The organism is Cryptosporangium minutisporangium, assembly GCF_039536245.1.
In the GTDB taxonomy this organism is placed as follows: domain Bacteria; phylum Actinomycetota; class Actinomycetes; order Mycobacteriales; family Cryptosporangiaceae; genus Cryptosporangium; species Cryptosporangium minutisporangium.
Genome location: NZ_BAAAYN010000029.1, coordinates 148,495 through 174,193 on the forward strand (window position 1 = coordinate 148,495; position 25,699 = coordinate 174,193).

25 protein-coding genes are annotated in these 25,699 nt (G+C 72.5%); 11 read left to right on the forward strand and 14 right to left on the reverse strand.

Going from position 1 to position 25,699, the window contains the following annotated elements; all coding sequences use genetic code 11:
• Positions 1-35: 35 nt before the first annotated feature.
• From ABEB28_RS23060 to ABEB28_RS23080, 5 genes are all read left to right on the forward strand, one after another.
• The gene (locus tag ABEB28_RS23060) at positions 36-611 is read left to right on the forward strand and encodes a TetR/AcrR family transcriptional regulator (RefSeq protein ID WP_345730258.1); all 576 of its coding nucleotides are present in this window, start codon (positions 36-38) and stop codon (positions 609-611) included.
• Complete coding sequence (locus ABEB28_RS23065; protein WP_345730259.1) at positions 608-2,020, forward strand: right-handed parallel beta-helix repeat-containing protein; 1,413 nt, start codon at positions 608-610, stop codon at positions 2,018-2,020. Before ABEB28_RS23060 ends, ABEB28_RS23065 begins: the two co-directional genes overlap by 4 nt.
• Positions 2,021-2,084: 64 nt before the next feature.
• Positions 2,085-3,545 carry a class I adenylate-forming enzyme family protein gene (locus ABEB28_RS23070; RefSeq protein WP_345730260.1) on the forward strand — a complete coding sequence of 487 codons (1,461 nt, stop codon included), beginning with the start codon at positions 2,085-2,087 and terminating at the stop codon, positions 3,543-3,545.
• Between the two features lie 122 nt (positions 3,546-3,667).
• The gene (locus ABEB28_RS23075) at positions 3,668-4,849 is read left to right on the forward strand and encodes an NAD(P)/FAD-dependent oxidoreductase (protein ID WP_345730261.1); all 1,182 of its coding nucleotides are present in this window, start codon (positions 3,668-3,670) and stop codon (positions 4,847-4,849) included.
• A 12-nt stretch (positions 4,850-4,861) separates the two neighbouring features.
• The gene (locus tag ABEB28_RS23080) at positions 4,862-5,737 is read left to right on the forward strand and encodes an RNA polymerase sigma-70 factor (RefSeq protein WP_345730262.1); all 876 of its coding nucleotides are present in this window, start codon (positions 4,862-4,864) and stop codon (positions 5,735-5,737) included.
• Positions 5,738-5,798: 61 nt separating this feature from the next.
• On the opposite strand, the gene argG is transcribed toward ABEB28_RS23080, so the two are convergent.
• The 3 genes from argG to ABEB28_RS23095 all read right to left on the reverse strand — a co-directional run bounded on the left by argG (position 5,799) and on the right by ABEB28_RS23095 (position 8,701).
• A complete protein-coding gene (argG, locus tag ABEB28_RS23085) occupies positions 5,799-7,280 on the reverse strand; it encodes an argininosuccinate synthase (protein WP_345730263.1) in 1,482 nt (493 codons plus the stop codon).
• A 130-nt stretch (positions 7,281-7,410) separates the two neighbouring features.
• On the reverse strand, positions 7,411-7,836 hold the full coding sequence (locus ABEB28_RS23090; protein WP_345730264.1) for a pyridoxamine 5'-phosphate oxidase family protein: 426 nt from the start codon (positions 7,834-7,836) through the stop codon (positions 7,411-7,413).
• 28 nt (positions 7,837-7,864) lie between these two features.
• Positions 7,865-8,701 carry an NmrA family NAD(P)-binding protein gene (locus tag ABEB28_RS23095; protein WP_345730265.1) on the reverse strand — a complete coding sequence of 279 codons (837 nt, stop codon included), beginning with the start codon at positions 8,699-8,701 and terminating at the stop codon, positions 7,865-7,867.
• Positions 8,702-8,783: 82 nt separating this feature from the next.
• Between ABEB28_RS23095 and ABEB28_RS23100 the strand changes: the two genes are divergently transcribed.
• Entirely contained in the window at positions 8,784-9,749 is a 966-nt protein-coding gene (locus ABEB28_RS23100) for an AraC family transcriptional regulator (protein ID WP_345730266.1), read from the forward strand.
• 9 nt (positions 9,750-9,758) lie between these two features.
• Here ABEB28_RS23100 and ABEB28_RS23105 read toward each other — a convergent pair whose 3' ends face one another.
• Together ABEB28_RS23105 and ABEB28_RS23110 are read right to left on the reverse strand one after the other, a co-directional pair.
• Positions 9,759-11,297, reverse strand: coding sequence for a serine hydrolase domain-containing protein (locus tag ABEB28_RS23105; RefSeq protein WP_345730267.1), 1,539 nt, complete (start codon positions 11,295-11,297; stop codon positions 9,759-9,761).
• A complete protein-coding gene (locus ABEB28_RS23110; protein WP_345730285.1) occupies positions 11,294-11,752 on the reverse strand; it encodes an ArsR/SmtB family transcription factor in 459 nt (152 codons plus the stop codon). Before ABEB28_RS23110 ends, ABEB28_RS23105 begins: the two co-directional genes overlap by 4 nt.
• 138 nt (positions 11,753-11,890) lie before the next feature.
• Here ABEB28_RS23110 and ABEB28_RS23115 point away from each other — a divergent pair, with 138 nt between their 5' ends.
• Positions 11,891-12,913 (forward strand): uroporphyrinogen decarboxylase family protein, encoded by a 1,023-nt coding sequence (locus ABEB28_RS23115; RefSeq protein ID WP_345730268.1) that lies wholly within the window; start codon positions 11,891-11,893, stop codon positions 12,911-12,913.
• 12 nt (positions 12,914-12,925) lie between these two features.
• Here ABEB28_RS23115 and ABEB28_RS23120 read toward each other — a convergent pair whose 3' ends face one another.
• Positions 12,926-13,552: a TetR/AcrR family transcriptional regulator gene (locus ABEB28_RS23120; protein WP_376980523.1), complete on the reverse strand. Its 627-nt coding sequence runs from the start codon at positions 13,550-13,552 to the stop codon at positions 12,926-12,928.
• 88 nt (positions 13,553-13,640) lie between these two features.
• On the opposite strand from ABEB28_RS23120, the gene ABEB28_RS23125 reads away from it, so the two are divergent.
• Positions 13,641-14,567, forward strand: coding sequence for a DMT family transporter (locus ABEB28_RS23125; protein WP_345730269.1), 927 nt, complete (start codon positions 13,641-13,643; stop codon positions 14,565-14,567).
• A 342-nt stretch (positions 14,568-14,909) separates the two neighbouring features.
• Here ABEB28_RS23125 and ABEB28_RS23130 read toward each other — a convergent pair whose 3' ends face one another.
• From ABEB28_RS23130 to ABEB28_RS23150, 5 genes are all read right to left on the reverse strand, one after another.
• A complete protein-coding gene (locus tag ABEB28_RS23130) occupies positions 14,910-15,845 on the reverse strand; it encodes a PaaX family transcriptional regulator (RefSeq protein WP_345730270.1) in 936 nt (311 codons plus the stop codon).
• Between the two features lie 9 nt (positions 15,846-15,854).
• Positions 15,855-17,336 carry an AAA family ATPase gene (locus tag ABEB28_RS23135; protein WP_345730271.1) on the reverse strand — a complete coding sequence of 494 codons (1,482 nt, stop codon included), beginning with the start codon at positions 17,334-17,336 and terminating at the stop codon, positions 15,855-15,857.
• Between the two features lie 95 nt (positions 17,337-17,431).
• Positions 17,432-18,130, reverse strand: a complete 699-nt coding sequence (locus tag ABEB28_RS23140; protein ID WP_345730272.1) for a response regulator — start codon at positions 18,128-18,130, stop codon at positions 17,432-17,434.
• A complete protein-coding gene (locus ABEB28_RS23145) occupies positions 18,130-20,301 on the reverse strand; it encodes a GAF domain-containing sensor histidine kinase (RefSeq protein WP_345730273.1) in 2,172 nt (723 codons plus the stop codon). Before ABEB28_RS23145 ends, ABEB28_RS23140 begins: the two co-directional genes overlap by 1 nt.
• A 42-nt stretch (positions 20,302-20,343) precedes the next feature.
• Positions 20,344-20,919 (reverse strand): hypothetical protein, encoded by a 576-nt coding sequence (locus tag ABEB28_RS23150; RefSeq protein WP_345730274.1) that lies wholly within the window; start codon positions 20,917-20,919, stop codon positions 20,344-20,346.
• Between the two features lie 222 nt (positions 20,920-21,141).
• On the opposite strand from ABEB28_RS23150, the gene ABEB28_RS23155 reads away from it, so the two are divergent.
• Positions 21,142-21,606, forward strand: coding sequence for a hypothetical protein (locus tag ABEB28_RS23155; protein ID WP_345730275.1), 465 nt, complete (start codon positions 21,142-21,144; stop codon positions 21,604-21,606).
• 5 nt (positions 21,607-21,611) lie between these two features.
• Here the strand turns inward: ABEB28_RS23155 and ABEB28_RS23160 are convergent, their stop codons facing one another.
• Complete coding sequence (locus ABEB28_RS23160) at positions 21,612-23,081, reverse strand: helix-turn-helix domain-containing protein (RefSeq protein WP_345730276.1); 1,470 nt, start codon at positions 23,079-23,081, stop codon at positions 21,612-21,614.
• A 262-nt stretch (positions 23,082-23,343) separates the two neighbouring features.
• On the opposite strand from ABEB28_RS23160, the gene ABEB28_RS23165 reads away from it, so the two are divergent.
• Positions 23,344-23,742 carry a hypothetical protein gene (locus ABEB28_RS23165; RefSeq protein ID WP_345730277.1) on the forward strand — a complete coding sequence of 133 codons (399 nt, stop codon included), beginning with the start codon at positions 23,344-23,346 and terminating at the stop codon, positions 23,740-23,742.
• Between the two features lie 48 nt (positions 23,743-23,790).
• Here the strand turns inward: ABEB28_RS23165 and ABEB28_RS23170 are convergent, their stop codons facing one another.
• Both ABEB28_RS23170 and ABEB28_RS23175 read right to left on the reverse strand, forming a co-directional pair.
• The gene (locus ABEB28_RS23170) at positions 23,791-24,234 is read right to left on the reverse strand and encodes a WapI family immunity protein (RefSeq protein ID WP_345730278.1); all 444 of its coding nucleotides are present in this window, start codon (positions 24,232-24,234) and stop codon (positions 23,791-23,793) included.
• 41 nt (positions 24,235-24,275) lie between these two features.
• On the reverse strand, positions 24,276-24,680 hold the full coding sequence (locus ABEB28_RS23175; protein ID WP_345730279.1) for a winged helix-turn-helix transcriptional regulator: 405 nt from the start codon (positions 24,678-24,680) through the stop codon (positions 24,276-24,278).
• A gap of 76 nt (positions 24,681-24,756) precedes the next feature.
• Between ABEB28_RS23175 and ABEB28_RS23180 the strand changes: the two genes are divergently transcribed.
• Positions 24,757-25,680, forward strand: coding sequence for an NADP-dependent oxidoreductase (locus ABEB28_RS23180; protein ID WP_345730280.1), 924 nt, complete (start codon positions 24,757-24,759; stop codon positions 25,678-25,680).
• Positions 25,681-25,699 lie beyond the last annotated feature (19 nt).

Here is a 25,699-nt window from a genome sequence, read left to right on the forward strand (position 1 = left end):
CCGGCAAGGTTTCCGGTCTGTGGTTCGATAATTGGGTGGCCCGGCCCCGCAAGGTTTCCGACGACGAGCTGCTGCAAGCCACGGCGCGTGCGATCGGCCGGTACGGGCCACAGTTCACGCTCGCCCACGTCGCCGCCGAGGCAGTCGTCGCCACCGGCACCGCGGCAGCCCGCATCGGCTCCAAGCGCGACCTGCTGCGCTGGATGGCGTCGACGGCGGCGGCGGGGATGCTCGCCGAGGTGGCCGCGGCCGCGGAGGCGGCCGCCGACCCCACCGACGCGGTCCGGGCGGCCACCGTCAGCGGCATCGAGGGGATCGACGACCCGGGCACGGCGATGAACCACCTGGCCCAGCTCGGGTCCGAGCTGGCGGACCCCGAACTCCGCGCCGAGATCGCCGCGATGTGGAACGCCTACCGGCTCGCGCTGGAGGACCTGATCGCGAAGGCCGACCTGCCCGGCGCGCCGCCGCCCGCCGAGGCCGCACGCCTGCTGGCCGCCCTCGTGCACGGCACCCAGGTGCTGTGGGCGGTCGAGCCGCGCGGTGCGCTACGCGACGAGTTGCTGGCCCACGTCGACACGGTGCTGGGGACCTGGCGGGCGCCGCGGTGACGGCCCGCCACCGCCGTCCGTCGCCCTGGCGGCGTGCCCGCGCCGGACGTCAGGCGCCTGCCGCCGTGCTGGCCGTGTTGCTCGTGTCCGGCCTGGTCGCCACGCTGCCCGACGGACCCGCCCCACGGTCCCGGCCGGCGCCCGGTCCGGCGGAGAATCCGCTGATGGCGGAGGGGCCGCCGGTGCTGCCCGAGCCCGGCAGCGGGCGCTCCCCGGCACCGAGCCGCGCCGACGGGCCGCCCTGCCCGACCGGGCAGCGGGTTGCTGCGTCTCCGGTCCGGGCGCCGCTGACCGTCGGCCCCCGCGGGCGGTTCCGGACGATCCAGGCCGCGGTCGACGCAGCCACCGCCGGCGACACGATCGAGATAGCCGGCGGCACCTACCGCGAGGTCGTGACGATCCGGCGGAGCGGCCGCCCCGGCGCCCCGCTCACCGTGCGCGCCCGAGCCGGGGAGCGGGTCACGCTCGACGGCCGGGGTGCGCTCCCCGCGACGTCCGGCTCGGCGCGTGGCCTGATCACGCTCGACGGGCGGCAGTACGTCCGGCTCTCCGGCCTCACCGTCACCAACTCCCGCCGGCACGGCATCTACGCGGGCTTCGCGAGCCACGTCGTCGTCGAGAACAGCGAGGTGTCGTACGCCGCCGACGGCGGCATCCTGATCGGGGACGGCTCCGACGTGGTGCTCACCTGCAACCGCGTCCACCACAACAACGCCGCCGCCCGAACCGGGAACATCGGCGCCGCCGCGAACGAGGGCATCACGCTCTTCAACGTCCGGGACTTCACGATCGCGTACAACCGGGTCTACGCGAACGACGAGGAGGGCATCGACGTCAAGAACGGCACCCGGGGCGGGGCGATCCACCACAACGACGTGTACGGCAACAACGGGCCGAACGTCTACGTCGACGGGGCGAGCGACGTCCGGATCCACAGCAATCGGATCTACGGCGCCCGCGGGCCCACCAAGGCCGGTATCGGGCTCGCGGTCGAGTCCGGCGGCACCGCCCGCGGCGTCGACATCTACAACAACGTCATCTACGGCAACCCCGGCGGCGGCGTCGACTTCTGGATCGGCCACTACGCGGACGTCCAGGTGTTCCACAACACGATCTACCGCAACGGGCGGGCGGCGATCCGGGCGATCGGCGGCGCGGCCAGCGACTCGGCGGCCCGCGGCAACATCGCTTACGGCAACCCGCTGCCCCGCGTCCCGGGTTTCGTTCTGGAGAGCAATCTCACGGCCGACCCGAAGTTCGTCGACCTGACCCGCGGTGACGTCCGGCTGCGGCGCGGGTCGGCAGCGATCGACGCGGGGTCGCGGAAGACCGCGCCCGCCACCGACATCACCGGCGCCGCGCGCCCGGCCGGAGTCGCACCGGACCTCGGGGCCTACGAATTCCGCTGACCTACTGTCGTCCTTCCGGTAAGAATTACCGGGACGCGTACGCCGACGTCGACGGAGGCAGCGGATGGACACGGTGGTCGGCTTCGCCCGTCGGATCCGGCAACTCGCCCAGGAGTGCCCGGACGACGTGGTCGTGCGCCACATCGGACTCGACGGCTCCGAGACCGCGTTCACCTGGCCCGAGCTGGACGCGCGCGCGAGCCGGCTCGCGGGCGCGCTGGCCGCCCGTGGCCTCGGCGTCGGCGACCGGCTCGGCCTCGGCTTCCGCAACTCGCCGCAGTTCACGCTCGCCGCGCTGGCGGCGTGGAAGCTCGGTGCCACGCCGGTACCGATGCGCTGGGACCTGCCGGAGTGGGAGCTGACCCGGGTGCGGGAGACGATCGCCGCGCCGGTGCACCTCGGCCCTGGCGACGTCGGGTGGGTCGACGCGACCGCCTCCGAGCCGCTGCCCGAGCTCTCCGACGACGTGGTGTCGCCGATGGTGAACGGCATCTGCAGCAGCGGGTCCACCGGGACGCCGAAGGTGATCCTGAGCCGTCGCCCAGCGACCTACGACCCGGCCTCCGCGGTGCCGTTCATCGCGACCTGGAACCCGGTGCCGTTGCCGCAGACGATCCTGGTGCTCGCGCCGATGTACCACGCGAACGGCTTCTCGACGCTGTTCAGCCTGCTCGGCGGCGACCGGCTGGTGGTGATGGAGAAATTCGACGCCGCGCGGGTCGTCGACGTCATCGAGCGTCACCGCATCTCGACGTTCACCGCGACACCGACGATGCTCCAGCGGATCGCCGACCTCCCGGACATCGGGCAGCGCGACCTGTCGGCTCTGCAGTGGATCCTGCAGGGCGCGGCGCCGATGCCGCCGTCGCTGGTCCACCGCTGGGGCGAGCTGATCGGCTACGAGCGGATCGTGATGGCGTACGGCATGACCGAGGGGCTCGGCCTGACGACGCTGCGCGGCGACGAGTGGCTGACCCACCAGGGCAGCGTCGGCCGCGGGTTCCGGGAGACCGAAATCCGAATCTTGGACGACGACGGGCGGGACGTGCCGGTCGGCGAGATCGGGGAGATCTACCTCCGATCGCCGTCCTCCGGGGGATACGAGTACCTCGGCCAGGCCGCCCGGCTGCGCGGGACCGCCGACGGGTTCCAGACCGCGGGGGACGCCGGGTACCTCGACGCCGACGGGTACCTCTACCTCGTCGACCGGCGCGCGGACCTGATCGTGACCGGCGGCGCGAACGTCTTCCCGGCGGAGGTGGAGGTCGCGCTGATCGACCATCCGAAGATCGCCGACGTCGTCGTCATCGGGCTGCGCGACCCGGAGTGGGGCCGCCGGGTGCACGCGGTCGTCGAACCGACGGATCCGGCCGATCCGCCGACCACGGCGGAGGTCATCGCGTACGCGAAGAGCCGCCTGGCGCCGTACAAGGTCCCGAAGACCGTCGAGCTGGTGGACGCGATGCCGCGCAGCGCCGCGACGAAGATCAACCGCCGCACCCTGGTCGAGTCGCGCGGCGGGTGAGTGTTCGGCCCGAGGTGTGACCTGGGTCATGTCCGCAGGTGTCACGCCCGGGCCTGGTCGCTTGTCCCATAGGCGTCACCGGCACCAAGACCTGGTGCCGTGGCCCGAGGGAGGAGTGCCCAATGAGGAAGAACGAGCACCGGGTCGTCGTGGTGGGTGCGGGGTACGCCGGGATGCTGGCGGCGGTGCGGCTGGCGCACCGGACCCGGCGCACCGGGGTGCGGATCACGGTGGTGAACGCGTCGGCGCGCTTCACCGAGCGGCTACGGATGCACCAGGTCGCCGCCGGGCAGGAACTGGCCGACATCCGGATCCCGGACGTGCTGGCCGGCAGCGGCGTCACGTTCGTGCAGGGCACGGTCACCGGCATCGACCCGGACACGAACACGGTCACGGTCGAGGGCGCCCCGCCGCTGGGTTACGACACGCTGGTCTACGCGCTGGGCAGCTCGACTGATACCAGCCGGGTCCCCGGTGCGGAGGCGCACGCGTTCACGCTCAACGGCCCGCAGCTCGCCGCCCGGTTCGCGGCCCGGCTGCGGGAGGTCGCGGCGGCCGGCGGCGCCGTCACGGTCTGCGGCGGCGGGTTGACCGGCGTCGAGGCGGCCACCGAGATCGCCGAGAACCACCCCGGTCTGGCGGTCACGCTGCTCAGCCTGGACGAACCCGGCGGCATGATGGGGCCGAAGGCGCGTGCCTACCTGTACCGGACGATGGCCCGACTCGGCGTCACGGTGAAGGCAGGGAAGCCGGTCACCAAGGTCCTGCCCGATGCGGTGGAGCTGGCCGGTGGGGAACTCGTCGCCTCGGACCTGTGCCTGTGGACGACCGGGGTGCGGGTGTCGCCGCTCGCCGCGGACGCCGGGATCGCCGTCGACGAACGCGGCTTGATCGTCGTCGACGCGACCCTGCGGTCGGTGTCGCACCCGAACATCCACGCGATCGGTGACGCGGCCGCGATTCGGCTGGCGTGGGGGCAGATCCACGGCACCTGCCAGAGCGGGATGCCCACCGCCCAGTACACCGCCGACACGATCGCCCGGCTGCTGCGGGGCAAGCCGGTTCCGCCGTTCCGGTTCGGCTACTTCCACCAGCCGGTCAGCCTGGGCCGCAGGGACGCCGTCATCCAGTTCACCCGCGCCGACGACACGCCCCGCCGGGCCTACCTCAAGGGCCGCGCCGCGGTGATCTACAAAGAACTGGTCAGCAGCAGCCCGCCGAAGATGCACCGGCTCAGCAAGCGGATGAACGTCTCCGCCACGCTGTCCAAGGGCGGCCGCGTCACCCGGCAGCCGGCCGCCTGAAAGCGTGATCAGATGATCGACCCGATTCCGGATCCGTACCTCGCGCATCGGCGACTGCTGTTCGCCACCGCCTACCGCATGCTGGGCAGCGTCGCCGATGCCGAGGACGTACTCCAGGACGCCTGGCTGGCCTGGAGCGCGGTGGATCACGCCGCGGTCCGAGACCCCCGCGCGTATCTCGTCCGCACGGTCACCAACCTGTCGTTGAACCGGCTCACCTCCGCCCGGGCCACGCGCGAGGCGTACGTCGGGCCGTGGCTCCCCGAGCCGCTGCTCACCTCACCCGACGCTGCCACGGAGACCGAGATGGCCGACGCCGTGTCCACCGCGATGATGGTGGTGCTGGAGGCACTCAGCCCCGTCGAACGCGCGGTGTTCGTCCTCCGTGAGGTCTTCGGGTACTCGCACGCCGAGATCGCCGGCACCCTGGACCGGCCCGAACCGACCATCCGCCAGATCGCCCACCGTGCCCGCGCGCACGTCCAGGCCCGGCGCCCCCGCTTCGACACCGACGAGCGTCAGCGCGAGCAGGTCACCGCTCAGTTCATCGCCGCGTGCGGCGGTGGTGACCTGAACGCGGTCATGGAACTGCTCGCCCCGGACGTCACCGCCTGGTCGGACGGCGGCGGCAAGGTCACCGCCGCCCGCCGCCCCGTGCACGGGCCGGACCACGTCGCCCGCTGGTGGCTCGGCGTCCTGGCGAAGCCCCAGTCGGCCGGCGTCGCGCTGCGGCCCGCCACCATCAACGCCGAGACGGGCGTCCTCCTGTCCGTCGGCGACTACCCGGTGGGCGTACTCACCTACGACCTGGTCGACGGCCGCATCCGCAACCTGCGACTCCAGGTCAACCCCGACAAGCTCGACGGCCTGCGAACGGAATTTCGATGACTGCGTCGACTCCTACTACGGGGAAGACGCCGGCTCGGCCGCCGTGGAGTTCCTGGCTCACTCAGTCCGTGCCGGAATCCAGGGCCGCGTGATCGAGCAGCACGTCGTCTCCCGGGACGTCGTGCCGGGAGGTCCGCTTGCCGCCGGCGGCGATCGCCTGCGCGCCGCCCTCCGACATCGCGCCGATCAGCCCGGTGGACGCGGCCTGGGCGGCTCCGGTGAGCGCCGGCTGGGACGGCTGTGACGCCACCGCGCCGACGATGCCGAGCCCGACGTACTGCTCGAGGCGGGCCCGCGAGTCGGCGATGTCGAGGTTGCGCATGGTGAGCTGACCGATCCGGTCGACCGGGCCGAACGCGGCGCCCTCGGTGCGCTCCATCGAGAGCTTGTCCGGGTGGTAGCTGAACGCCGGACCGGCCGTGTCGAGGATCGAGTAGTCCTCACCCCGGCGCAGCCGCAGCGTCACCTCACCGGTGACCGCGGAGCCGACCCACCGCTGGAGCGACTCACGCAGCATCAGCGCCTGCGGGTCGAGCCACCGGCCCTCGTACATCAGACGACCCAGCCGGCGGCCCTCGACCTGGTAGCTGGCGAGCGTGTCCTCGTTGTGGATCGCGTTGACCAGCCGCTCGTACGCCGCGTGCAGCAGCGCCATGCCCGGTGCCTCGTAGATGCCCCGGCTCTTGGCCTCGATGATGCGGTTCTCGATCTGGTCGGACATCCCCAGGCCGTGGCGACCGCCGATCGCGTTGGCCTCCAGCACCAGGTCGACGGCGGAGGCGAACTCCTTGCCGTTGATCGTCACCGGCCGGCCCTGGGCGAAGCCGATCGTGACGTCCTCGGCGGCGATCTCCACCTCGGGGTCCCAGAACCGCACGCCCATGATCGGCTCGACGATCTCGATCCCGGTGTCGAGCTGCTCCAGCGACTTGGCCTCGTGGGTCGCGCCCCAGATGTTCGCGTCGGTGGAGTACGCCTTCTCGACGCTCGACCGGTACGGCAGGTCACGGGCGAGCAGCCACTCCGACATCTCGGTGCGGCCGCCCAGCTCGTTGACGAAGTCGGCGTCCAGCCACGGCTTGTAGATCCGCAGCGAGGGATTGGCCAGCAGGCCGTAGCGGTAGAACCGCTCGATGTCGTTGCCCTTGAACGTCGAGCCGTCGCCCCAGATCTGGACGCCGTCCTCGAGCATCGCGCGCACCAGCAGCGTGCCGGTGACCGCCCGGCCCAGCGGCGTCGTGTTGAAGTACGCCCGGCCGCCGGACCGGATGTGGAACGCGCCGCACGCCAGCGCCGCGAGCCCCTCCTCGACCAGCGCGTCACGGCAGTCGACCAGGCGGGCGATCTCCGCCCCGTAGGTCGCCGCGCGGCCGGGTACCGAGGCGATGTCGGGCTCGTCGTACTGCCCGATATCAGCCGTGTAGGTGCACGGCACGGCTCCCTTCTCGCGCATCCACGCGACGGCTACGGACGTATCGAGACCGCCGGAGAAGGCGATCCCGACACGTTCGCCAACAGGGAGAGAGGTCAGCACCTTGGACACGAAGCAAGTATATGCGGTCGGGTGCATGACCATGCAAGCCCGTGTTGCAGATCCGGGGAATCCGCCCGCGCGGGCGCGTCGATCCCTGCGTCGATCACCGCGTCGGTCCCTGCGTCGGTCACTGCGTCGGTCACTGCGGATAGCGGCGCACGATCTCCGGGTGGAGGACGACGCGGAGCAGGTCGGCGCCGAGCATCGCCGCGAGGTCGTCGGCCCGGGCGTCGAGGTCCCAGTAGCGCGCGGCGAGGCGGGAACACAGGTCGTGCGCTCCGTCGGCCTCCAGCGTCGTGCGGCCGACGACCGACACCCAGCGCTCGGGCTCACCCACCGGAGCCGCGACGACGATCGAGGCCCGCGGATCGCTGCGCAGGCGCCGTACCTTCAGCGAGTCCGGCTCGGTGAAGAACTGGATCGTCCCGTCCGCGGCGGCCTCGAACCACACCGGTCGGGGCTGCGGTGGCTGCGCTCCGCCGGCCACGGAGAGGAACCCGTGCAGGGGGCGTCCGAGGAACTCGCGGTCCTCGGCGGTCAGCAGGCTGGTAGTGGCGGTGCTCATCGGTGCCCTTTCGGAAGACGGTGAGGCGTCATGCCCGCCACGCTCCTGCCGCCGCGGTACGCAGAACGTAGTCCTCGAACGTCCGGGGGGCGCGCCCCAGCACGGTGGCGAGATCGTCGGTCGTCGCGGCGAACACCCCCCGCTCCATCAGCACGAACATCTCGGCGACGTGGTGCGCGGCGTCCTCGGGCCAGCCCTCCTCAACCAGCGCGGCGACGTACTCGCCCGAGGAGATCTGCTTGTACGTGATCGGCCGCCCGTCCGCCCGGGAGATCAGCTCGGCCGCCTCGGCGAAGGTCAGCGCGCGCGGTCCGGTCAGCTCGTAGATCCGCCCGGCGTGCCGGCCGGGCTCGGCCAGCACCGCGGCCGCCGCGTCGGCGATGTCCTCCAGGTCGACGAACGGCTCGGGCACCGCACCGGCCGGGAGCGCGAGCTCGCCGGCGACGAGCGGGGCGTGGAAGAGGTCCTCGTCGAAGTTCTGGTTGAAGTTCGACGCCCGCAGCACGGTCCACTCCAGCGCCGAGCCGCGCACGGCGTCCTCGGCCGAGCGCATGTCCAGCCCGAACGTGGAGTCGCCCCAGTCGTCGGCGCCGCGCCCGGAGAGCAGGACGAGGCGCTGCACCCCGGCGGCCTCGGCCCGCGCCACGAAGTCGTGCACCGGTCCGGGCACGGTCGGAGCGATCACGTAGGCGGCGGTGACGCCCTGCAGAGCCGCATCCCAGCCGTCGGGCTCGGACCAGTCGAAGCGGGTGGAGCTGGATCGGGAGGCGGTACGTACCGGTGTGCCGCGCAGCCGCAGCCGGGCAGCGACTCGTCGGCCGCTCTTGCCGGTGGCGCCGAGTACCAGCGTGGTGTTGTTGCTCATGGTTGCGATTCAACGCCGTCGAATCGGACGACGACATGGGTGAGAAGCCGGATTGCCTGTGTGATCGTCTAACGTCGTGGGCGTGGATGCTTTCGGTGACCTCCTGCGGGGGATGCGGGCCCAAGGCTCGCTGTTCGGCAGCACGACGCTGAGCCCGCCCTGGGCGCTGCACTTCGTGGACGGCGCACCGCTGACGTTGTGCACGGTCCTCGGCGGGGGCGGCTGGATCGTGCCGGAGGGCCGCCCGCCGGAACAGCTCCGCGCCGGCGAGACGCTGATCGTGCGGGGCCCGGCCCCGTTCACCTTCGTCGACGAGATCGGCACCCGGGCCGAGCCGATCGCGTGCGGCGAGCACTGCGCCACGCCCGAACAGGGCGGCACCCGGTACCGGCGCGGCTGGAGCGACACCTGCGGCGGTGCCGGTGACGACGCGACGACGCTGATCGTCGGCGCCTATCCGGTGCGCGGGGAGATCAGCCGCCGGCTGCTGGACGCGCTGCCCGTCGTGCTGCGCGTGGGCTCCGGCGGCGGAACCCACGCCGCGCTGGACCACCTCGCCGCCGAGGCCGCCGCCGACACCCCGGGCCAGCAGGTGGTTCTGGACCGGCTGCTGGACTGGATGCTGGTCTGCGCCCTGCGCGAGTACTTCGAGCGGCCCGGCGGCGAGCCGCCTGCGTGGTACGCCGCTCAGCGGGATCCGGTGGTCGGCGACGCGCTGCGTCTGCTGCACGCCGAACCGGAAGCACCCTGGACCGTCTCCTCGCTGGCCGACCGGACCGGGGTGTCGCGCTCCACGCTCGCGAAGCGCTTCGCCGACCTGGTCGGCGAACCGCCGCTGACCTACCTCGCCCACTGGCGCATGACGCTCGCCGCGGACCTGCTGGTCGAGCGCGAGTCGGCGACCATCGCCGAGGTCGCCCGCGCCGTGGGCTACACCGACGCGTTCGCGTTCAGCGCCGCGTTCAAGCGGATCCGCGGCGTCAGCCCGAGCGAGTTCCGCCGCGCCGGTACGGCCCGTCCACTGCAGGCGGTCTCCGCGCAGGCGTAGGCGGCCGGCTCACCACACCGTCAGCGTCACGCCGATCACCAGCACGCTGCTCGCGATCGAGCCCGCGAACGCCGTCCAGCGCAGCGAGCGCGGGCCGCCGGCCAGCAGGGGCAGGTCCCGCCAGCGCAGCACGACCAGCGCGGCGCCCGCGGCGGCGACCCCAGCTGTCAGCGCCCACAGCAGCGGCGGCACCGAGAGCCAGGTTCCGAGCCGGTGGGCGACCAGCAGCAGGGCGACCGACGCGAGTGTCGTCGCGATCAGGCGGGCGCGGTCCGGCGCCGAGTTCCACCAGGCGGAGTGCCCGGCCCGCGCGAACGCGAGCAGCGGCAGCGCGACGACTACGTACAACAGCAGCCCGAGCGTCATCCACACCAGCCACGGCGAGGCCGTGGTCGCCGACGGCTCCGCGGACGCCCCGAGCAGCCGGATCCCGATCCACTCGACGCCCCGGTCGGTGTTCCCGAGGACGACCACCGCGCGGCCGGACGCCCGGTCGAACCCGACGTAGGAGCTGAACCCGCCGGTGGCGCCGTTGTGCCAGGTGATCTGCTGGTCGTCGTGCTGGTCGGTGAACCAGGCGTACCCGATCCGGCTGTCGTCGCCGGCGTCGAACCTCGGGATCGCGGCCGTCGCGCCGGGTGCGCGGCCGTCTCGCACCGCGGCGACGAGCTTCGCCAGGTCGGCGGCGGTGGAGCGGGGCCCGACCCCGGCCGGCGCGTACCCGACGCCGGACCAGGCCGCGACCGGACGGCCGGACGCGGTCGACCCCGCGGCCAGGCCGGGCGGCGGCGGGTCGTCGACGGTCAGCAGCGTGTCCGACATGCCGAGCGGCCGCAGGATCCGCTCGCTGACCAGCTCCGGGTAGGGCGTACCCGTCCGGGCGGCCAGCGCCTGCCCGAGCAGAGCCATGCCGAAGTTGGAGTAGTGCACCTCGCCGCGGCCGCTGCCGACGCGAGCGTCCGCGGCCTGCCGCCGCAGGTCGTCGACGTCCTCGCCGTACGGGTTCGCCCCGCGCAGGTTCGCCCAGGCCGATCGGAGCGCGGTCGAGGAGGTGGTCGCGAGCCGGGGCAGTCCGGAGCGGTGGCTGGCCAGCTCGGCCAGCGTGATGTCGCCGACCCGCTCGTCGGTGAACCGGACGTCGGGCAACAGCGCACGCAGCGGTTCGTCCGGGCGGACCGTGCCGTCCTCGACCAGGTCGGCCAGGAGCATGCCGGTCAGCACCTTGGTCACCGAACCGATCTCGAAGAGCGGCCCGCCGGCCGGATCGCCGACGGTCGCGGTCGTCGTCCCCGAGGGGTCGACCAGAGCCACCGAGAGGCCCCGGTAGCCGGTGCGCTCGTCGCCGACGATCGGCGCGACGCGGTCGGCGAGGGCCCGTTCGTCGGAGTCGGGGTCGCCGGAGCGGACGTCGCTCAGCCGGTGCGGCGAGGGCGCGACGAGCAGGGCCAGCGCCGCGACGACCAGCCCGGCGGCGAGCGCGATGACCGCGGCCCGGCGTCCGCGGGCGGGTCGGGTCTCCGGCGTGCTTGCGATGGTGGTGGAGGTCATGTCCGTACTCCCGAGAGGATCACGAGTAGCGGCACCACCCGCTCGCCCGGGACCGTGTACCGGCCGCGGGCCGCCGACTGCAGCCAGCCGGCGCTGACCAGGTGGCGGAGGTGGTGGTAGAGCTGCCCGGTCGTGCCGAGCTCCTCGTCGGCGGCGAGCTCCGCGGTGGTGCGGACGCCGCTGAGGATCCGGTGGAGCAGGCGGAGGCGTACCGGGTGACCGAGCGCGGCGAGGCGATCCGCCCACGCCGACCAGTCCGCCTCGAGCAGCGCCTCGACCGGCGTCCCGTACTGCCAGTCGTAGCGCTCACCGGTGGGCAGCCCGACGGTGCCGGTGTAGAGCACGGCGCCCGGCTCGTCGGCGTCCACCCGTTGTTTGAGGCCCTCGAGCGCCCAGAACAGGTCGGCCGGTACCCCGGCCGACGGGTCCGGCGACGGGGTACGCACTGGCGGCATTGTCAGCGCGTCGAGCCGACGTTCGAGCTCGGCCACGCGTTCCGCGAGAGAGTCGTTCTCGGTCACCTCTCCATTGTTACGTAATTCCGTAGTTCCGTCGAGTCGAAAGGGCGCCGGAGGGCGGTATAGGTTCGGCGCATGCTCCTCGCGACGTCGGTGGTCGGCAGCCTCCCGCAGCCGGAGTGGCTGATCGACCGGTCGAAGCTCGCCGGCCGGATGCCCCCGCGGGTGCGGGCGAAGGAGCTCTGGCGGGTCGATCCGGACCACCTCGACGAGGCGCAGGACGACGCGACGCTGCTGGCGATCCGTGCGCAGGAGGAGGCTGGGCTCGACGTCCTCACCGATGGGGAGATGCGCCGGGAGAGCTACTCGAACCACTTCGCGACCGCGCTGGACGGCGTCGACGTGGACAACCCGGGCACGACGATCAACCGCAACGGCGAGCTGTACCCGGTGCCGCGGATCGTCGGTGCGATCCGCCGGTCGCGCCCGATCCAAGTCGACGACGTGCGGTTCCTGCGCGCACATACCGACCGGGCGATCAAGATGACCGTGCCCGGACCGTTCACGATGTCCCAGCAGGCCCAGAACGACCACTACCCGGACGCCGAGGCCGCGGCGATGGGGTATGCCGCCGCGGTCAACGCCGAGATCCGGGACCTGCACGCGGCCGGGGCGGACGTCGTCCAGATCGACGAGCCGTGGCTGCAGGCCCGTCCGGACGCCGCTCGGGCGTACGGGGTCGCCGCGCTGAACGCCGCGCTCGACGGCGTCACCGGCACCACGGCGGTGCACCTGTGCTTCGGGTACGCCGCCCTGGTGCACGAGCGTCCCGCCGGCTACTCGTTCCTGCCCGAGTTGGCCGCCTGTACGGCCGACCAGATCTCGATCGAGACCGCGCAGTCGAACCTCGACCTCGGCGTGCTGTCCGACCTCGCGGACAAGACGATCGTGCTCGGCGTGATCGACCTGTCGACTCCTGCGGTGGAGAGCGCGGAGACGGTGGCCGCGCGAACCCGGCGGGCATTCGACCGGGTTCCGCCGGAGCGGATCGTGCTCGCCAGCGACTGCGGGATGAAGTACCTGACGCGCGCGGCGGCCGCCGGGAAGATGCGGGCGATGGCCGGCGCCGCCCGGCTCCTCCGCGCCGAACTCGCGTAGTGCACGACCGGGTCACTCCCCGGCGCCACTCAGCATTCGCTCGGCGAGTCGCTGCAGGGCCGCGGTGATCTGCGCGGTCGACTGCTTCCGCTCGAACCGCTGGTAGCGGTAGAGCTCGGGCGCGAGCGGTGCGAGGAGCGCGTCGACTTCCGCGTCCTCGAACGGCACCCCGGCGTCGACGAGCAGCGCGCGGACGTGCGTCCGCCAGAAGCCGTACGCGCCGGTGGCGAACCGGGCGCTCCCGGTCTCCGCGCCGAGCGCCAGCGGAAGGTGCTGCTCCAGCAGGGCGACCATCGCCTCGTAGAACGCCGCCAGCCGCTGAGCCGGCGGGGCGCCAGGCCCGAGCGGCGGCGGCCCGCCGAGCAGGCGTTCCTGCAGCGCGCGCTCGTGCTCGTCCAGCAGCGCCACCGCGATCGAGCCCGGATCCGGGTAGCGCCGGTAGAGGGTGGCCCGGCCCACGCCGGCCGCGCGGGCGACGTCCTCCATCGTGACGCTCGCGGGGTCGCGCTCGGCGAACAGTCGCTCGGCGGCGCGCAGAACCCGCTCCCGGTTGCGCGCGGCGTCGGCCCGCTCCCGTGGTGCGTCGGGCCCAGTCCGTGGGGCGTCAGGTCGAGCCCGTGGTGCGTCGGCTCGGGGAATCGGAGTGGTCCCTCCGTGCGGAACGGTGCGGTCGACGCCGAGTGTAGGACAGGGAAATAAGTGGACGCCATGTCCACTTCAACGGGTCATGGACTACTCGCTTCTCCTCCTCGCGCTCGTCGTCGGCTGCCTGCTGGCGGTGCAGACGTCGGCGAACCTGCAGCTGACGACCGCGGTCGGGACGCCCTACGGAGCGTCGACCGTGCAACTCGGACTCGCGCTCGTGCTCCTGGCGGCCGCGGCGCTCGCGCTGGGCGCCGCCGGTGCCCTCGGCGACTTGGACTCCGTGCCCGGCTGGCACCTGCTCGGCGGCCTGGCCAGCCCGCTCTACATCACCAGCGGCATCCTGCTCTTCCCACGGCTGGGAGCCCTGGTCTCGGTCGGCCTCTTCGTCGCCGGGCAGATGTTCGCGTCGCTCGGCTTGGACCTGGCGGGAGCGCTCGGCGTTCCGCAGCGATCGGTGAGCGCGGGCATCGTCGTCGGTGCTCTGCTGGTCGTCGCGGGCATCGTGTTCGTCGTCCGGGCACAGCGCCGCGTCGCCGCCGGCGGCCCCTCGGTGTCCCGGGGCGGGTGGATCCTGCTCGGCTTGGTCGCGGGCGCGGTCCTGCCGGTGCAGGGTGCGGTCAACGCCCGGCTGCGGGCCGACCTGGACGAGCCGCTCGCGGTCGCGGCGATCAGCTTCGCGGTGGCCACGGCCACGATCGGGGTGGTGCTGGCGCTGTTGCTCGTGCTGCGCCGGACCCCGGTGCCGACCGCGACCCGACTGCCCGCGATGCCCTGGTGGGGGTGGCTGGGTGGCGTCTGCGCCGCGGCGTACGTCACCGCGACGTTCCTGCTCATCCCGGAGATCGGCGCGGCGACGACGGTCGCGCTGACCGTGACCGGACAGCAGCTGGCCTCGGCGGTGATCGACCAGCGCGGGCTGTTCCGCCTACCGCGGCGGCCGCTCGACGCCGGTCGGATCGCCGGGCTGGTGCTGCTCGTCGGCGGCTCGGCCGCGATCCAGCTCGGCTGAGCGGGCGGGGCCCGCCGTGCTGACGTAGGGGCGCGAGTCCCGGCTGACACGCGGTCGGTGGGCCTGGTTGTCGCCGTTTCAGGGTGCCCGCCGAAATGGTTGTCGTGGATCGCGTGCCATGGTCCGGGATCCGCGACAACCATCGTGTACACCGCCCAGAAACCGCGACAACCGCCCCCGAGTCGCCCGGACAGCGCGACAACCACTCCGCCGCTCACACCGAATGGGCGCCAACCATCAGCGGCGCGACCGGCGACTACCTCTGCCGAGCAAGCGGCCACCCCGTCGCCACAACCGTCTGTCGATGGGCCGCCGTGAGAGGCGGCTTTCCCGAAAATCGGCTCAGGCAGCCCAGGCGGCGACGGTGTGGTGGGCGACCAGCGGGGCGAGGTCGGTGTCGTGCTGGGCGACGATCTGTCGGAACCGGAGCGCCGCCAGCTCCCCGAGCCCGTCGTAGAGCTCGGTGAAGAGCGCATGGGCCGCGGGCCGGGGCCAGTCGGCCGGGAGCAGCTCGGCCGGCAGGTCCGGGTCCAGGCCCGGGAACACCCGCCAGGCCTCCAGCAGCCGCGTCCGGGCGGTCAGTGCCGACGCCGGGGTCACCGAGCCGGAGCGGACCCGCTCGAGCAGCGCGGCGTGGTCGGCGAGGAAGCCCTGGTAGGCGGATTGAATGCCGGTGAGGTCCCAGGCGGTGAGCGGGGAGCAGCCGACCGCGGTCTCCACCACCCGGAACGCGCTCAGGTTGTCGACGCCGACGGCTTGGAACACCTCGCGCAGTGCGTCCAGACCGGCGTGCGGGGAGATCCAGAGGCCGTCGAACAGCGGTGCGAACCCCAGCCAGCGCAGGTAGCTGCGCAGCTGGTGCCGGAGCCGCCGCTGGTCCTCCGGAACGCTGAACGCGGCGAGCGTCCACCGGCCGTCCCAGGCGCGGGTGGCCGGACCGAAGCCGAGCACGGTGCCGGTCTTGTGCCGGATGTCCTGCCGTCCGGTGGCCGACAGGCGATAGTACGCGTGCCTGCCAACCCGGGAGGCGTCCAGAACACCGCGCTTGACCAGCCGGTTCGCGGTGGCGCGGGCGCTGGTCTCGCTGATCCCGAACTCGGCCATCAGATCAATGAGGACGCCGAGCGGGAGGGCGGCGTCCGCGTCGAGCCAGTGCTCGCCGAGCAGGCTGGTCAACAGACGCTGAGGTGAGCCGCCGGTCTGGTGGCGGGGCAGCACCGACCCTTCCAGGGCACGCCGCAGGACGAGCACCTCGGTGGGTGTCGGATCGGCGGCCATGGGACGAGCCTATCGGGGGCGGAACGGCCTGGGCCCGGGGAAGCCGTCCGGTTCCTCGTACCCGTCGACGGCGTCGAATTCCAGCTCGTCGGCCTCGTCCCAAGCCCCCGGGCCACCCGCGCCGAGCAGCGACCGGGTGATCGCCTGGGACTCGGACAGCATCTCGTCCAGAGCCTGGGCCAGGTCGTCGTCGGTGGCGTCCCGGTCGTCCTCCGCGGCGATCAGCACCGCCCGGCGGACCAGCTCCTTCGCGAACGAGGCCGTGGTGCCCTCGGCCCGCGCGGCGGCGTCGTCCAACGCGTCCGCGCTGAACGGGACGCTGCGCGCGTAGAGGGCGATCAGCTGCCTGCGCGCCGACTCGTCCGGCAGCGGCACCTCGATCGCCAGGTCGATCCGTCCCGGACGCTGGGCGAGCGCCGGCTCGAGCACCGCGACCCGGTTCGTCGTCAGCAGGAACGCGACGTCGGCGTCGTCACTCAGGCCGTCCAGCGCCTCCAGCACCGCGAACAGCAGCGGCTGCTCCCCGGCGAAGTGGTCGCGGCTCTCGGCGACGAGGTCGCAGTCCTCCAGCACCACCAGCGCCGGTTCCAGCGCCCGAGCCATCTGGGCGGCCTCGGACACGTACGCGATCGACGGCCCCGCGAGCAGCACGACGGTCAGCTCCGGCAGCGCGCCGACGAGGAACCGGACGGTGTGCGTCTTGCCGGTGCCGGGCGGGCCGTGCAGGAGCAGGCCGCGCTTGAGATGCTGCCCGGCGGCGCGCAGCCGGTCACGGTGGTGCGCGACGCCGGCGATGTGCCGCCGCACCCGCTCCAGGACCCCGGCCGGGAGCACGATCTCGTCCGGCGTCAGCGTGGGACGGCGGTGGAACGTCACGCCGCCGACGCCGGCCTCGTACTCCGAGCCACCCAGCGAGAGCACCTGCCCGCGGAACACCGAGCGGCGGCGCATCTCCTCGCGCACCGCGACGATGAGCCGCGTCGCGACGTCGTCGCCCGGGGTCAGCACCTCGATCCGCGCGGTCGGATCGCCGTACCGCGGATCGGGGCCGCGCTGCAGCACGGCGACCGGCGTGCCGTCGAACGTGAACAGCCGCAGACCGAACGAGACCGCCTGGCGGGTGTCGTCCGGCCCGGTCGCCAGGTTGACGTAGTCCACGGGGCCGAGCGGGAACTGCCCGAACCGCCCGGCCGACTCCAGGATCTCACTGAGCGCGTTGTGCCGCCGCTGCTCACCGCCCCCGATGCCGACCAGCGTCCCGTCGCCGGACTGCTCCTGGATCGCGGCGAGCGCGAGGTCCACGTTGACGAAGACGTGTCCCGGCAGGTCCTCGGTGACGACCGGGAGCGTGCGGGGATCCACGCCGAGGTGCTCCTGCAGCGTCGGCATCAGCGCCGGACCGTCCGCGGGCCGGGTGCCCCGTTCGGAGTGGACGACCTCCTCGAGGAACACGCGGAACGCGTCGACGAAACCGGCTGTGCGCTCGTCCATCCCCACCCCCGTGTGGCGTATGAATTACGGACAGTAGCGGACAATCGACTGGTCGCGCGGGTGGTTTCTGGCCGAGTACCGACCGCAACAACGAATCACGAGTCGGTGAGCGGCGCTCTGCCGTGCAGGGCGGCACGGCGGCCCCGGATGACGGCCTGAGCTCGGTCGGCGATCTGGAGCTTGCGGAAGATGCTGGTGATGTGGTTGCCGACAGTGCGTTCGCTGATGAAGAGTCGGCTGGCGATGTCGTGGTTGCGCAATCCGCTGGCGATCAGGCCGAGCACTTCCTGCTCGCGTGGGGTGAGACGGGCGATCTCGGGGTCGCGGGCGTCCGATGCTTCGCGAGGAGCTGTGTCGGCGGCGAGGTGGTCGAGTACGCGTTGGGCGACGGCCTCGCCGAGTAGTGCCTCGCCGCGTGCGACTGCCCGGACGGCTCGCAGCAGGGAGCCCCGCTCGGCGCCCTTGACGACGTAGCCACGGGCACCCGCGCGGATCGCGGCAAGGACGGATTCGTCGTCGTCGAGCATCGTCAGGACGATGACCTTAGCGGGTGGATCCTCGGCAGTGAGCGAGCGCGTGGCGGTGATGCCGTCAAGCGCGGGCATATGCAGGTCCATCAGGATGATGTCAGGGCCGAGCTCGCGTGCGAGCCGGATCGCGTCATGGCCGGTCGCTCCTTGGCCGACGAGGTCGATGTCGTCGGTGTGGGAGACGAGGCTGGCCACTCCTTCGCGGAAGAGCGGGTGGTCGTCGATGACGACCAGCCGGATCGGGGTACCGGGTCGATCGTCCATCATGGCTCCGGATTCGTCGGCACGGTCAAGCTGAGTCGGGTGCCACCACCCGGTCGACTGTCGAGGGTGACCGCTCCGCCGACCGACGCGGCCCGGTCGCGCATGCCGCGAAGCCCGGTGCCGTCGCCTGCGCCTTGCTTGAAGCCTGCTCCGTCGTCGTCGACCCTGAGGTGCAGTCGGGCGTCCTCGTTCCACATCGCCACGTCGACCGAGGTGGCGTGGGCGTGTTTGACGACGTTGGTCAACGCTTCCTGGGCGACCCGGAAGATCGTGATCTGCACGGCGGCCGAGGGAGAGCCGACGGCGGCGCCGGTGAACCGCGCGGCCACGCCGGTGTCGCGTCCGAACTGCAGCACGTGTTGATTGAGGGCGGCCACCAGGCCCAGTTGGTCAAGCGTGGGTGGGCGCAGGCCGTACACCAAGCGCCGCACGTCGGAGCCCGCCTCACCGACGAGTTCGTCGATGCGGCCGAGTTCGTGCCGTAACCAGGCCGGCACCGGGGTGCCGGGGTCCAGGCAGGTCTCCAAGTGGAGCCGGATCGCGGCCAGCGTCGGGCCAAGCCCGTCGTGCAGGTCGCCCTGAATGCGCCGCCGTTCCTGCTCCTGCGTCGTGACCAGCCGCTGCTGCGAACGTCGCAGCTCCTCCAGGCTGCGACGCAACGCGGTGGTGAGCCGGTCGGCGTGCACGACGGCGCCGGTGTGGCGGGCGAGTTGGGCCAGCGCGCGGCGGTCGGGATCCGACCAGCTTTCCCCTGCCCGCCGGGGAGCGGCACACAACACGCCGACGAGTTCCCCGGCGTGGCGGAGTGGGAAGGCGAGGGTCACGCCGGCGGTGTCCAGGGCCGTACCGAAGGTGCCCGCGGAGCGTAACTCCGGCAACTCGAGCGGCCTGGTCGCCCTACGGAACAGGTCTTCGGCCACCGCGTCGGCGACCTCGATCCCGGGGGAGGGAGCGAAGCGGCCGGCAGCCAGGCGCAGGACGTCGCCGTCGACCTGCCAAATCGACACGTGCGGCAGTCGGAGCGCCTGCGCCACGGTGTCGACGACGGTCGGCAGTACCGCGGCGGGTTCGGGCGTCGTGGCGAGCCGGTCCGCGAGCCGGGATACCACCTCGTGCGGTTCGTCCCGGTCGCCATAGAGGAGTCTGTTCACTGCGCGCTGCAACCGCTCCCGCAATGGATGGAACGCGACCGCGACGATCCCGGTTGCGACCAGGGCCACCGGCCACCGGGCACGCCCCTGCAAGATCGCGGACAACGAGCCGACCACGGCGATGTATCCGATGACGACGGCGACGGTCAGTAGGCCGTAGACCAACGTCCGGTGAATGATGACGTCTATGTCGTACAGCCGGTGACGCAGGACGGCGACCCCGACCGCGGCACACATCGCGAGCATGGGAACCGTCAACAGAAGCGCGCCCCACACGCCTGGTGCCGTGATGTTCGCCAGGCCGAGGGTCGCGAACGGAATCCCCACCAATAGCGCCGCGAACGCCACCCACCGGATCTGCAGCCGCACCAGCGCCGATCCTGCCCGGTATCGCACCACGAGCGAGACGATCGAGGCCAGGACGGCCAGCAGTAGCACGAGCACCGAGACGGAGAGCAGCGGTGCCCCGATTCCGCTCAGCCGGCCGCCCAGCAGTGTCCACCGGTCGACCGGCGCGACGCTCGACGATCCCGGCATCAGCCCGACGGCGACGCAACTTCCGGCGCCGGCGCTCAGCACCACGGGGGTGAGTGCCCTCCACCGGGAAGAGGGCACTCTGCCGTCCGGGAACAGCAGCAGCACGAACGGCATCGACGCCACCGCGATGCACCACCCGAGGTCGCCCAGCGTTCCCACCACGGGCGCGGCCGGCCAAGCACCGCCCAGCGCCAGTCCGTAAGTGACATAGGAGCCGGCGAAGACCACCGCGCCCCAGCCCAATCCCGCCGCACCCCAGAGTGCGGCGTAGAACGGGTCCGCTCGGTGGGCGGTCAACAGCAGAGCGAGGACCGGGAAGCCGGCCAACCCGAGGAGCTGAATCACCGCCACGTCGGGCGACATCGCGCCGGCGGGCACCGGCAGGCGCCATCGCAACAGGGTGAACGCGATTGCCGTCGCCATCAGTGCCGCTGCCGCCGCGCACAGCAGCAGGCTCACTCGACGCCAGAAGGAACGGTCCACGTCGCCGCCCTATGCTTCGCTTCGTACCCAGGGTACGCCCCGTCAGCCGGTCACCGCGGAGGCAGCCACCGGCCGTTGCAGCCGCAGGCCGTCCACTGCCAGGACCGCGAGTCCGAGGTAGACCGGGATCTCGGCGATGGCCGCATGCACCGGGAACCAGTCGACCGCGCTCAACGCCACCACGACGACGATCATCGGCAGACCGAGAGCCAGCAGCGCAGCTCCCAGGCGGCTGCAGTCGGTGCGGCGCCAAAGCCCGACACCGCCTACGAGGCCGGTGACGAACATGCCCAGGAAGCACACGCTACCGACCGCTCCGAGGACCGCCGCGTTCTCGGCCAGCCCAGGAATTGAGACCACGGCGAAGCCGGCCAGCAGACTCGCGAAGGTGAACAGCCCCACGCGTCCGGATGCGCTCAGCCGGGGCCGGTACCGGTCGGCGACGGCCAGTGCTCCGGCGAACATCAGCGCGAAGCCGACGGCGTGCAGCGCGTCAACGACTGTCTCGTGACGCTCCACCAGCTTCCCGCCCATCGCGTAGTCCACGCCCGCGACCACCGAGACCAGCAGGCCTCCCAGCCCTCCGGCGATCTCCGTCGCACGGTTGTCCAGTTCCATGGCGCGCCTCCTTCGGCCTCGCCGCGGGTCCGTCCCGCGGAGCCGACGCCAGTGCGCCACGTCCACCGGCATCCCGTCATGAGTGCGTACCTGCATCTGCGCCCCCAAAAGCACTAGGGGTCGCGTCAGTGATCACTGCGGCACCTCTGGAATCCTGAGCCAGTCGGCCGGACAGTGGCACCCATGGATGTTCTCAGTGCGGTCATTGGTGTCTCAGGTGTCGTGGGTGCTCTCGGAGGCGTGTTCCTCGGCGGCCGGCTCTCCGAGCGCCGCGACCGGTTCCTGCTGCGCGCCACCCAGGAGCGGGAGGAGCGTCGCGAACGGTTGGACGCCTGCATCGAGTTCCTGGCGTCGTTCCGCCGGTACCGGGCGATGCTCTTGACCGAGGACCCGGAGGTGGAGCTTCCGCCCGGGCGCCCGGCCGGCGCCGAGGTCGCGTTCATCAAGAACTCACGCGAGTACTCGGACGCCGCCCAGGGCGCCACCGCACGCCTCCTGCTCGTCGAGGGAGGGGAGTCGGCGGTGGTCCTCGCGGCGCAACGCGTCTCGGCGAGCCTCCACCAGTTGGCGGTCGCCCGGGGGCGGCAAGGGCCGGGGGCCTTACCGGACGACGTCGTCGAGCGGAGCCGGCACGCCGAGCAGGAGTTCGCCCGGGTGGTGCAGGCGGAGCTGCACGGCCGCCGCTGAGCACCTCACTGCCAGTCCACGACCGGCCAGAGTCGAATGGCCCCGTCCCGGGCCGCGACCGCGAGCGTCCGGCCGTCGAGCGAGTACGCCAGCGACGTCACCGGTGAATTGCCGGTGATGACGTGTACGTCCCGGCCGGTGCTGACGTCGTGGATCGTGACGTCGCCCGCGCTGTCACCGGACGCGATGCTGTTGCGCAGCAACGGGTTGAACGCCAGCGCGGTGAGGTCGGCCGGCCCGCTGAACTCGCGGACCAGCGAGCCGTTGCTGGAGTCCCACACGCGCAGCGTCCCGCCCGGGTGGCCGGTCACCAGCGTCTTCGGGGTCAGCGGATCGAACGCGAGGGAGACGACGCGGCCGAGCTGGCCGCGCAGGGTCTGGACCGGCTTTCCGTTGCTGCTGTCCCAGATCGTGACGCGGCCGTCGCCGGTGCTGGTGGCGAGCGTGTTGCGGGTCAGCCCGTCGAACGCCATCGAGGTGACCAGCGACGTCGGCGGGCGGAACGTGCCGAGGCGGGCGCGGCTCACCACGTTCCACAGCGTCACGGCCCCGGACGAATCCGCCACGGCCAGGACGTGCCGGCTGTACGGGTCGAAGGCGAGCGCGGTCACGCGGCCGTTGCGCCGCGAACCGACGCTGGACGTCGGTCGACCCGTCGCGGTGTCGTAGATCCGGACCAGCCCGTCCGCCCCGCCCACCGCGACGGCGTCCGGATTGAGCGGGTCGAGCGCGGCGGCCGTCGTCGGTACCTGGGCCGACGTCAGGACGCGCGTCGCCCGCCGGGTAGTGGTGTTCCAGACCCGGACGCTTCCGGGGCCGGCCGCGAGCAGCGCGTCCGGCGTCAGACGCGCGAAACTCACCACGGTGACGCTGCCGGGCTCGCCGTCGAGGATCGGCACGCCGCCCGGGTCCGGCGAGCGCAGCGCCAGTGTCAGCGTGAGAGCGACCGCCAGCGCGACGGCGACGACGCCCGCGAGAAGCCAGCGGCGGCGACGCGGCCGTCCGGCTGAGCCGCCGCCGGGACCGCTGCCGGGACCGTCGCCGGGACCGTCGGACGGCGGTTCCTTCGTCGGGCCCGCTGCCGGCTGGACGTCCGGGTCCGCAGACCGCTCGGCCGCCGGGGCCCGAACGGCCGCCGAAGCGCGGACCGGCGCCGCGTCGGGCCCCGACGACCCGGACGGCCCTGGTGACGCCGGGCCGCCCCGGGTCGTCCCGGTCGCTCGCGCCTCGGTGACTTCGTGCTGGGTCCGCTCCCACTGCAACCGCCAGAACGTGGGGTCGCCGCCGCACGCGCGGACGTAGGCCTCGACCGTCTCCCACCGCGGGAACTGGTCCCCGCCGGAGGCCTCGGACAGCGCCGTGCGGGAGCGGCCCGTGGCGCGCGCCATCGCGGCGAACGTGGGTCGGCCGGCCTCTTCGCGGAGCTTGCGGAGCCGGGCGGCGAACGCCTGGATCGGCCCGTCAGCGGGATCCACTGTGCGTTCCGATCGTCCCACGCCACTCAGCGTCGAATAAACCGTCGCGCTGTGCAATAGACCGTCGTCGAGCCGACACCGCCGTTCGGTCCGGTACGACAGGGTTCAAGGAGCCCGGGCGCGGCTGCCGAGGAGGGGACGGCAGCCGCGCCCATCGTTGTCGGCGCTGCGGCCGCAGCGCCATTCCCTCCCAGGTAATCGACGGGCCGCACGCGCGGCGGCACCCTCGTGGGTGGAACGACACCGACGCAGGGAGGCCATGATGACCATTGCTACTCCGATCGCGACCGACCGCCTGCTCCGCCTGGCTCTCCGCATCGACGGGGTGGCGTCCGGCGCCCTCGGGGTGGGCCTGCTGGCGCTCGCCGGGGTGGCCGAGGACCGATTGGGAGCGTCGACGGCGCTGACCGTGTCCGTCGGGATCTTCCTGGTGCTTTTCGGCGCGGCGCTGGTCCTGCTCGCTGCTCGGCCGCGTATCCCTCCGGCCGCCGTGTGGGTGATCATCATCGGCAACCTCGGCTGGGTGGCCGAGAGCGTGATCCTCGCGGTGAGCGACGACCTGACCGGTCTCGGGGTGGCGCTCACGCTGGCGCAGGCGGCGGCGGTTCTCGTCTTCGCCGACCTGGAGTACGCCGGCTTGCGCCGTGCGATGCGTCGGTAGCTGGGCGCGGCGCCGGGCGCCCTCGCGGGAAACCGCAGACCGCAGGGGTCAGGACCGGCCGACCGTCGGGAACGCACGATCGAACTCTTCGAGCTGCCCCAGCCACCCCGCCAGGTACGTCTGGTCGAACTGGCGCAGCTCGAAGATCAGCTGGTTGCCGCCAGCGGGGTCGTCGAGAACCTCCCCGGTGACCGTCAGCCGCCCGCTCGGCTCGCAGGTGACCGTCAGCTCGATCCAGTGCTCCAGCGTCCCGAGTACCGCGCTGCCGGAGAGCGTCTCGTCGAGGCGTCGCAGCTCCGCCGCGAAGCGCTGCAGGTCGTCGGTGCGGAGGTCCGCGTCGAGGTCCGCGGTGAAGCGTCCGACCCGGACCTGGATCCGGGTGTGGAGCCAGTTCCCGTCCCAGTAGTCCGACACATCTGGCCACACGCGGCCGGACACCAGGATCGCGACGTGCTCGGCGTCGAGCGAGCCGATCACGAGGTTGCGCCCCACCACCTGATTCTCGCAGGTGGCGGGCTCCGGCCGACGACGGGCTAGCGCGGCACGCCGGTGTCGTACGCGTGCTGGGCTTCGGTGACCGACTCGATGTGGGTCTCGGCCCACTCCTTGATCGCCGCCATGAGCGGCAGCAGGCTCCGGCCGAGCGGTGTCAGCTCGTAGTCGACCCGCACCGGTACCGACGCCGTCACGGTCCGGGTCAGCAGCCCGTCGCGCTCCATCGTCCGCAGTGTCTGGGTCAGCATCTTCTGGCTGACCCCGGCGATCAGACGGTTGAGGTCGCTGTACCGGCGCGGCCCGTCGGCCAGCCCGGTGAGGATCAGGCTCACCCACTTGTCGCTGAGCCGGTCGAGCAGCCGCCGGGCCGGGCACTCGGCGAGATAGGCGTCGTACGCCGCCTTCTCGTCGGTCCGTCGTTGGGCCTCGGTTCGAGTTGCCATGGCCTACTCCGTGGTGCGGTACCTACTCGGAAGTGCGTACTTCCCGCTAGAGAGTAGCTCTCCATACGGTCGTCCTATGAGAGCAGTCGTGGTGCACCGCTTCGGCGGACCTGAGGTCCTGCAACTCGTCGACGTACCGGATCCGGAGCCGGGGCCGGGGCAAGTTCGCATCGCCGTGGCCGCAGCCGCGGTCAACCCGGTCGACGTCGCGACCCGGTCGGGCGCCCTCACCGACGCCGGTCTGATGCCGCCGCCACGCGGAGCGATGGGCATCGGCTGGGACGTCGCGGGCGTGATCGACGCGGTCGGCGCCCAGATCACGGGCTTCGCACCCGGCGACCGGGTGGTCGGCCTGTCCGACCGGCTGGCGCTGCCGGTCAAGGCACAGGCCGACTACGTCGTGTTGGACGCCGACGCGGTCGGTCACGTGCCGGACGGTACCGACCTCGTCGCGGCGGCGACCCTGCCGCTCAACAGCCTCACCGCCGCTCAGGCACTCGACCTCGCCGCGTTCCGGCCGGGATCGACGCTGCTGGTGACCGGTGCGGCCGGAGGCGTGGGAGGGTACGCGGTCGAGTTGGCCGCCCGGGCCGGCGTCCAGGTCGTCGCCGTCGCCAACGTGTCGGACGAGGAGGTGCTGCGTGACCTCGGCGCCGCGCACGTCGTCCCGCGCGACGCCGACCTGGCGTCGGTCGTCCGGGCGATCGTGCCCGGCGGAGTCGACGCCGCGATCGACGCCGCGCACCTCGGTGTCACCGCACTCGACGCCGTCCGCGGTGGTGGATGCCTGGTGGCGGTCCTTGGCGGTGCCCCCGTGCCGCTGCGCGGGATCCGGGTCGCGAACGTCTGGATCCGCGCCGACGGGACGCGGCTGACGGCGCTTGCCGCGCAGCGCCTCCACCTGCGGGTCGCTGATGTCCTGCCGCTGGAGAGCGTCGCCGAGGCGCATCGACGGTTGGCCAAGGGCTCCCTACGCGGACGCCTGGTGCTCTGCCCCTAGGCCTGGACTCCGCATCGCC

Bases quoted from the DNA above. Each gene is read 5' to 3' on its own strand.
- ABEB28_RS23090 (WP_345730264.1), bottom strand. From the start codon at position 7,836: ATGAGCACCGCCACTACCAGCCTGCTGACCGCCGAGGACCGCGAGTTC.
- ABEB28_RS23110 (WP_345730285.1), bottom strand. From the start codon at position 11,752: ATGCCGCCAGTGCGTACCCCGTCGCCGGACCCGTCGGCCGGGGTACCG.
- ABEB28_RS23140 (WP_345730272.1), bottom strand. From the start codon at position 18,130: ATGGACGATCGACCCGGTACCCCGATCCGGCTGGTCGTCATCGACGAC.
- ABEB28_RS23080 (WP_345730262.1), top strand. From the start codon at position 4,862: ATGATCGACCCGATTCCGGATCCGTACCTCGCGCATCGGCGACTGCTG.
- ABEB28_RS23175 (WP_345730279.1), bottom strand. From the start codon at position 24,680: ATGGCAACTCGAACCGAGGCCCAACGACGGACCGACGAGAAGGCGGCG.
- ABEB28_RS23130 (WP_345730270.1), bottom strand. From the start codon at position 15,845: ATGGCCGCCGATCCGACACCCACCGAGGTGCTCGTCCTGCGGCGTGCC.
- ABEB28_RS23070 (WP_345730260.1), top strand. From the start codon at position 2,085: ATGGACACGGTGGTCGGCTTCGCCCGTCGGATCCGGCAACTCGCCCAG.
- ABEB28_RS23135 (WP_345730271.1), bottom strand. From the start codon at position 17,336: ATGGACGAGCGCACAGCCGGTTTCGTCGACGCGTTCCGCGTGTTCCTC.
- ABEB28_RS23165 (WP_345730277.1), top strand. From the start codon at position 23,344: ATGACCATTGCTACTCCGATCGCGACCGACCGCCTGCTCCGCCTGGCT.
- ABEB28_RS23115 (WP_345730268.1), top strand. From the start codon at position 11,891: ATGCTCCTCGCGACGTCGGTGGTCGGCAGCCTCCCGCAGCCGGAGTGG.
- ABEB28_RS23095 (WP_345730265.1), bottom strand. From the start codon at position 8,701: ATGAGCAACAACACCACGCTGGTACTCGGCGCCACCGGCAAGAGCGGC.
- ABEB28_RS23105 (WP_345730267.1), bottom strand. From the start codon at position 11,297: ATGACCTCCACCACCATCGCAAGCACGCCGGAGACCCGACCCGCCCGC.
- ABEB28_RS23125 (WP_345730269.1), top strand. From the start codon at position 13,641: ATGGACTACTCGCTTCTCCTCCTCGCGCTCGTCGTCGGCTGCCTGCTG.
- ABEB28_RS23075 (WP_345730261.1), top strand. From the start codon at position 3,668: ATGAGGAAGAACGAGCACCGGGTCGTCGTGGTGGGTGCGGGGTACGCC.
- ABEB28_RS23180 (WP_345730280.1), top strand. From the start codon at position 24,757: ATGAGAGCAGTCGTGGTGCACCGCTTCGGCGGACCTGAGGTCCTGCAA.
- ABEB28_RS23150 (WP_345730274.1), bottom strand. From the start codon at position 20,919: ATGGAACTGGACAACCGTGCGACGGAGATCGCCGGAGGGCTGGGAGGC.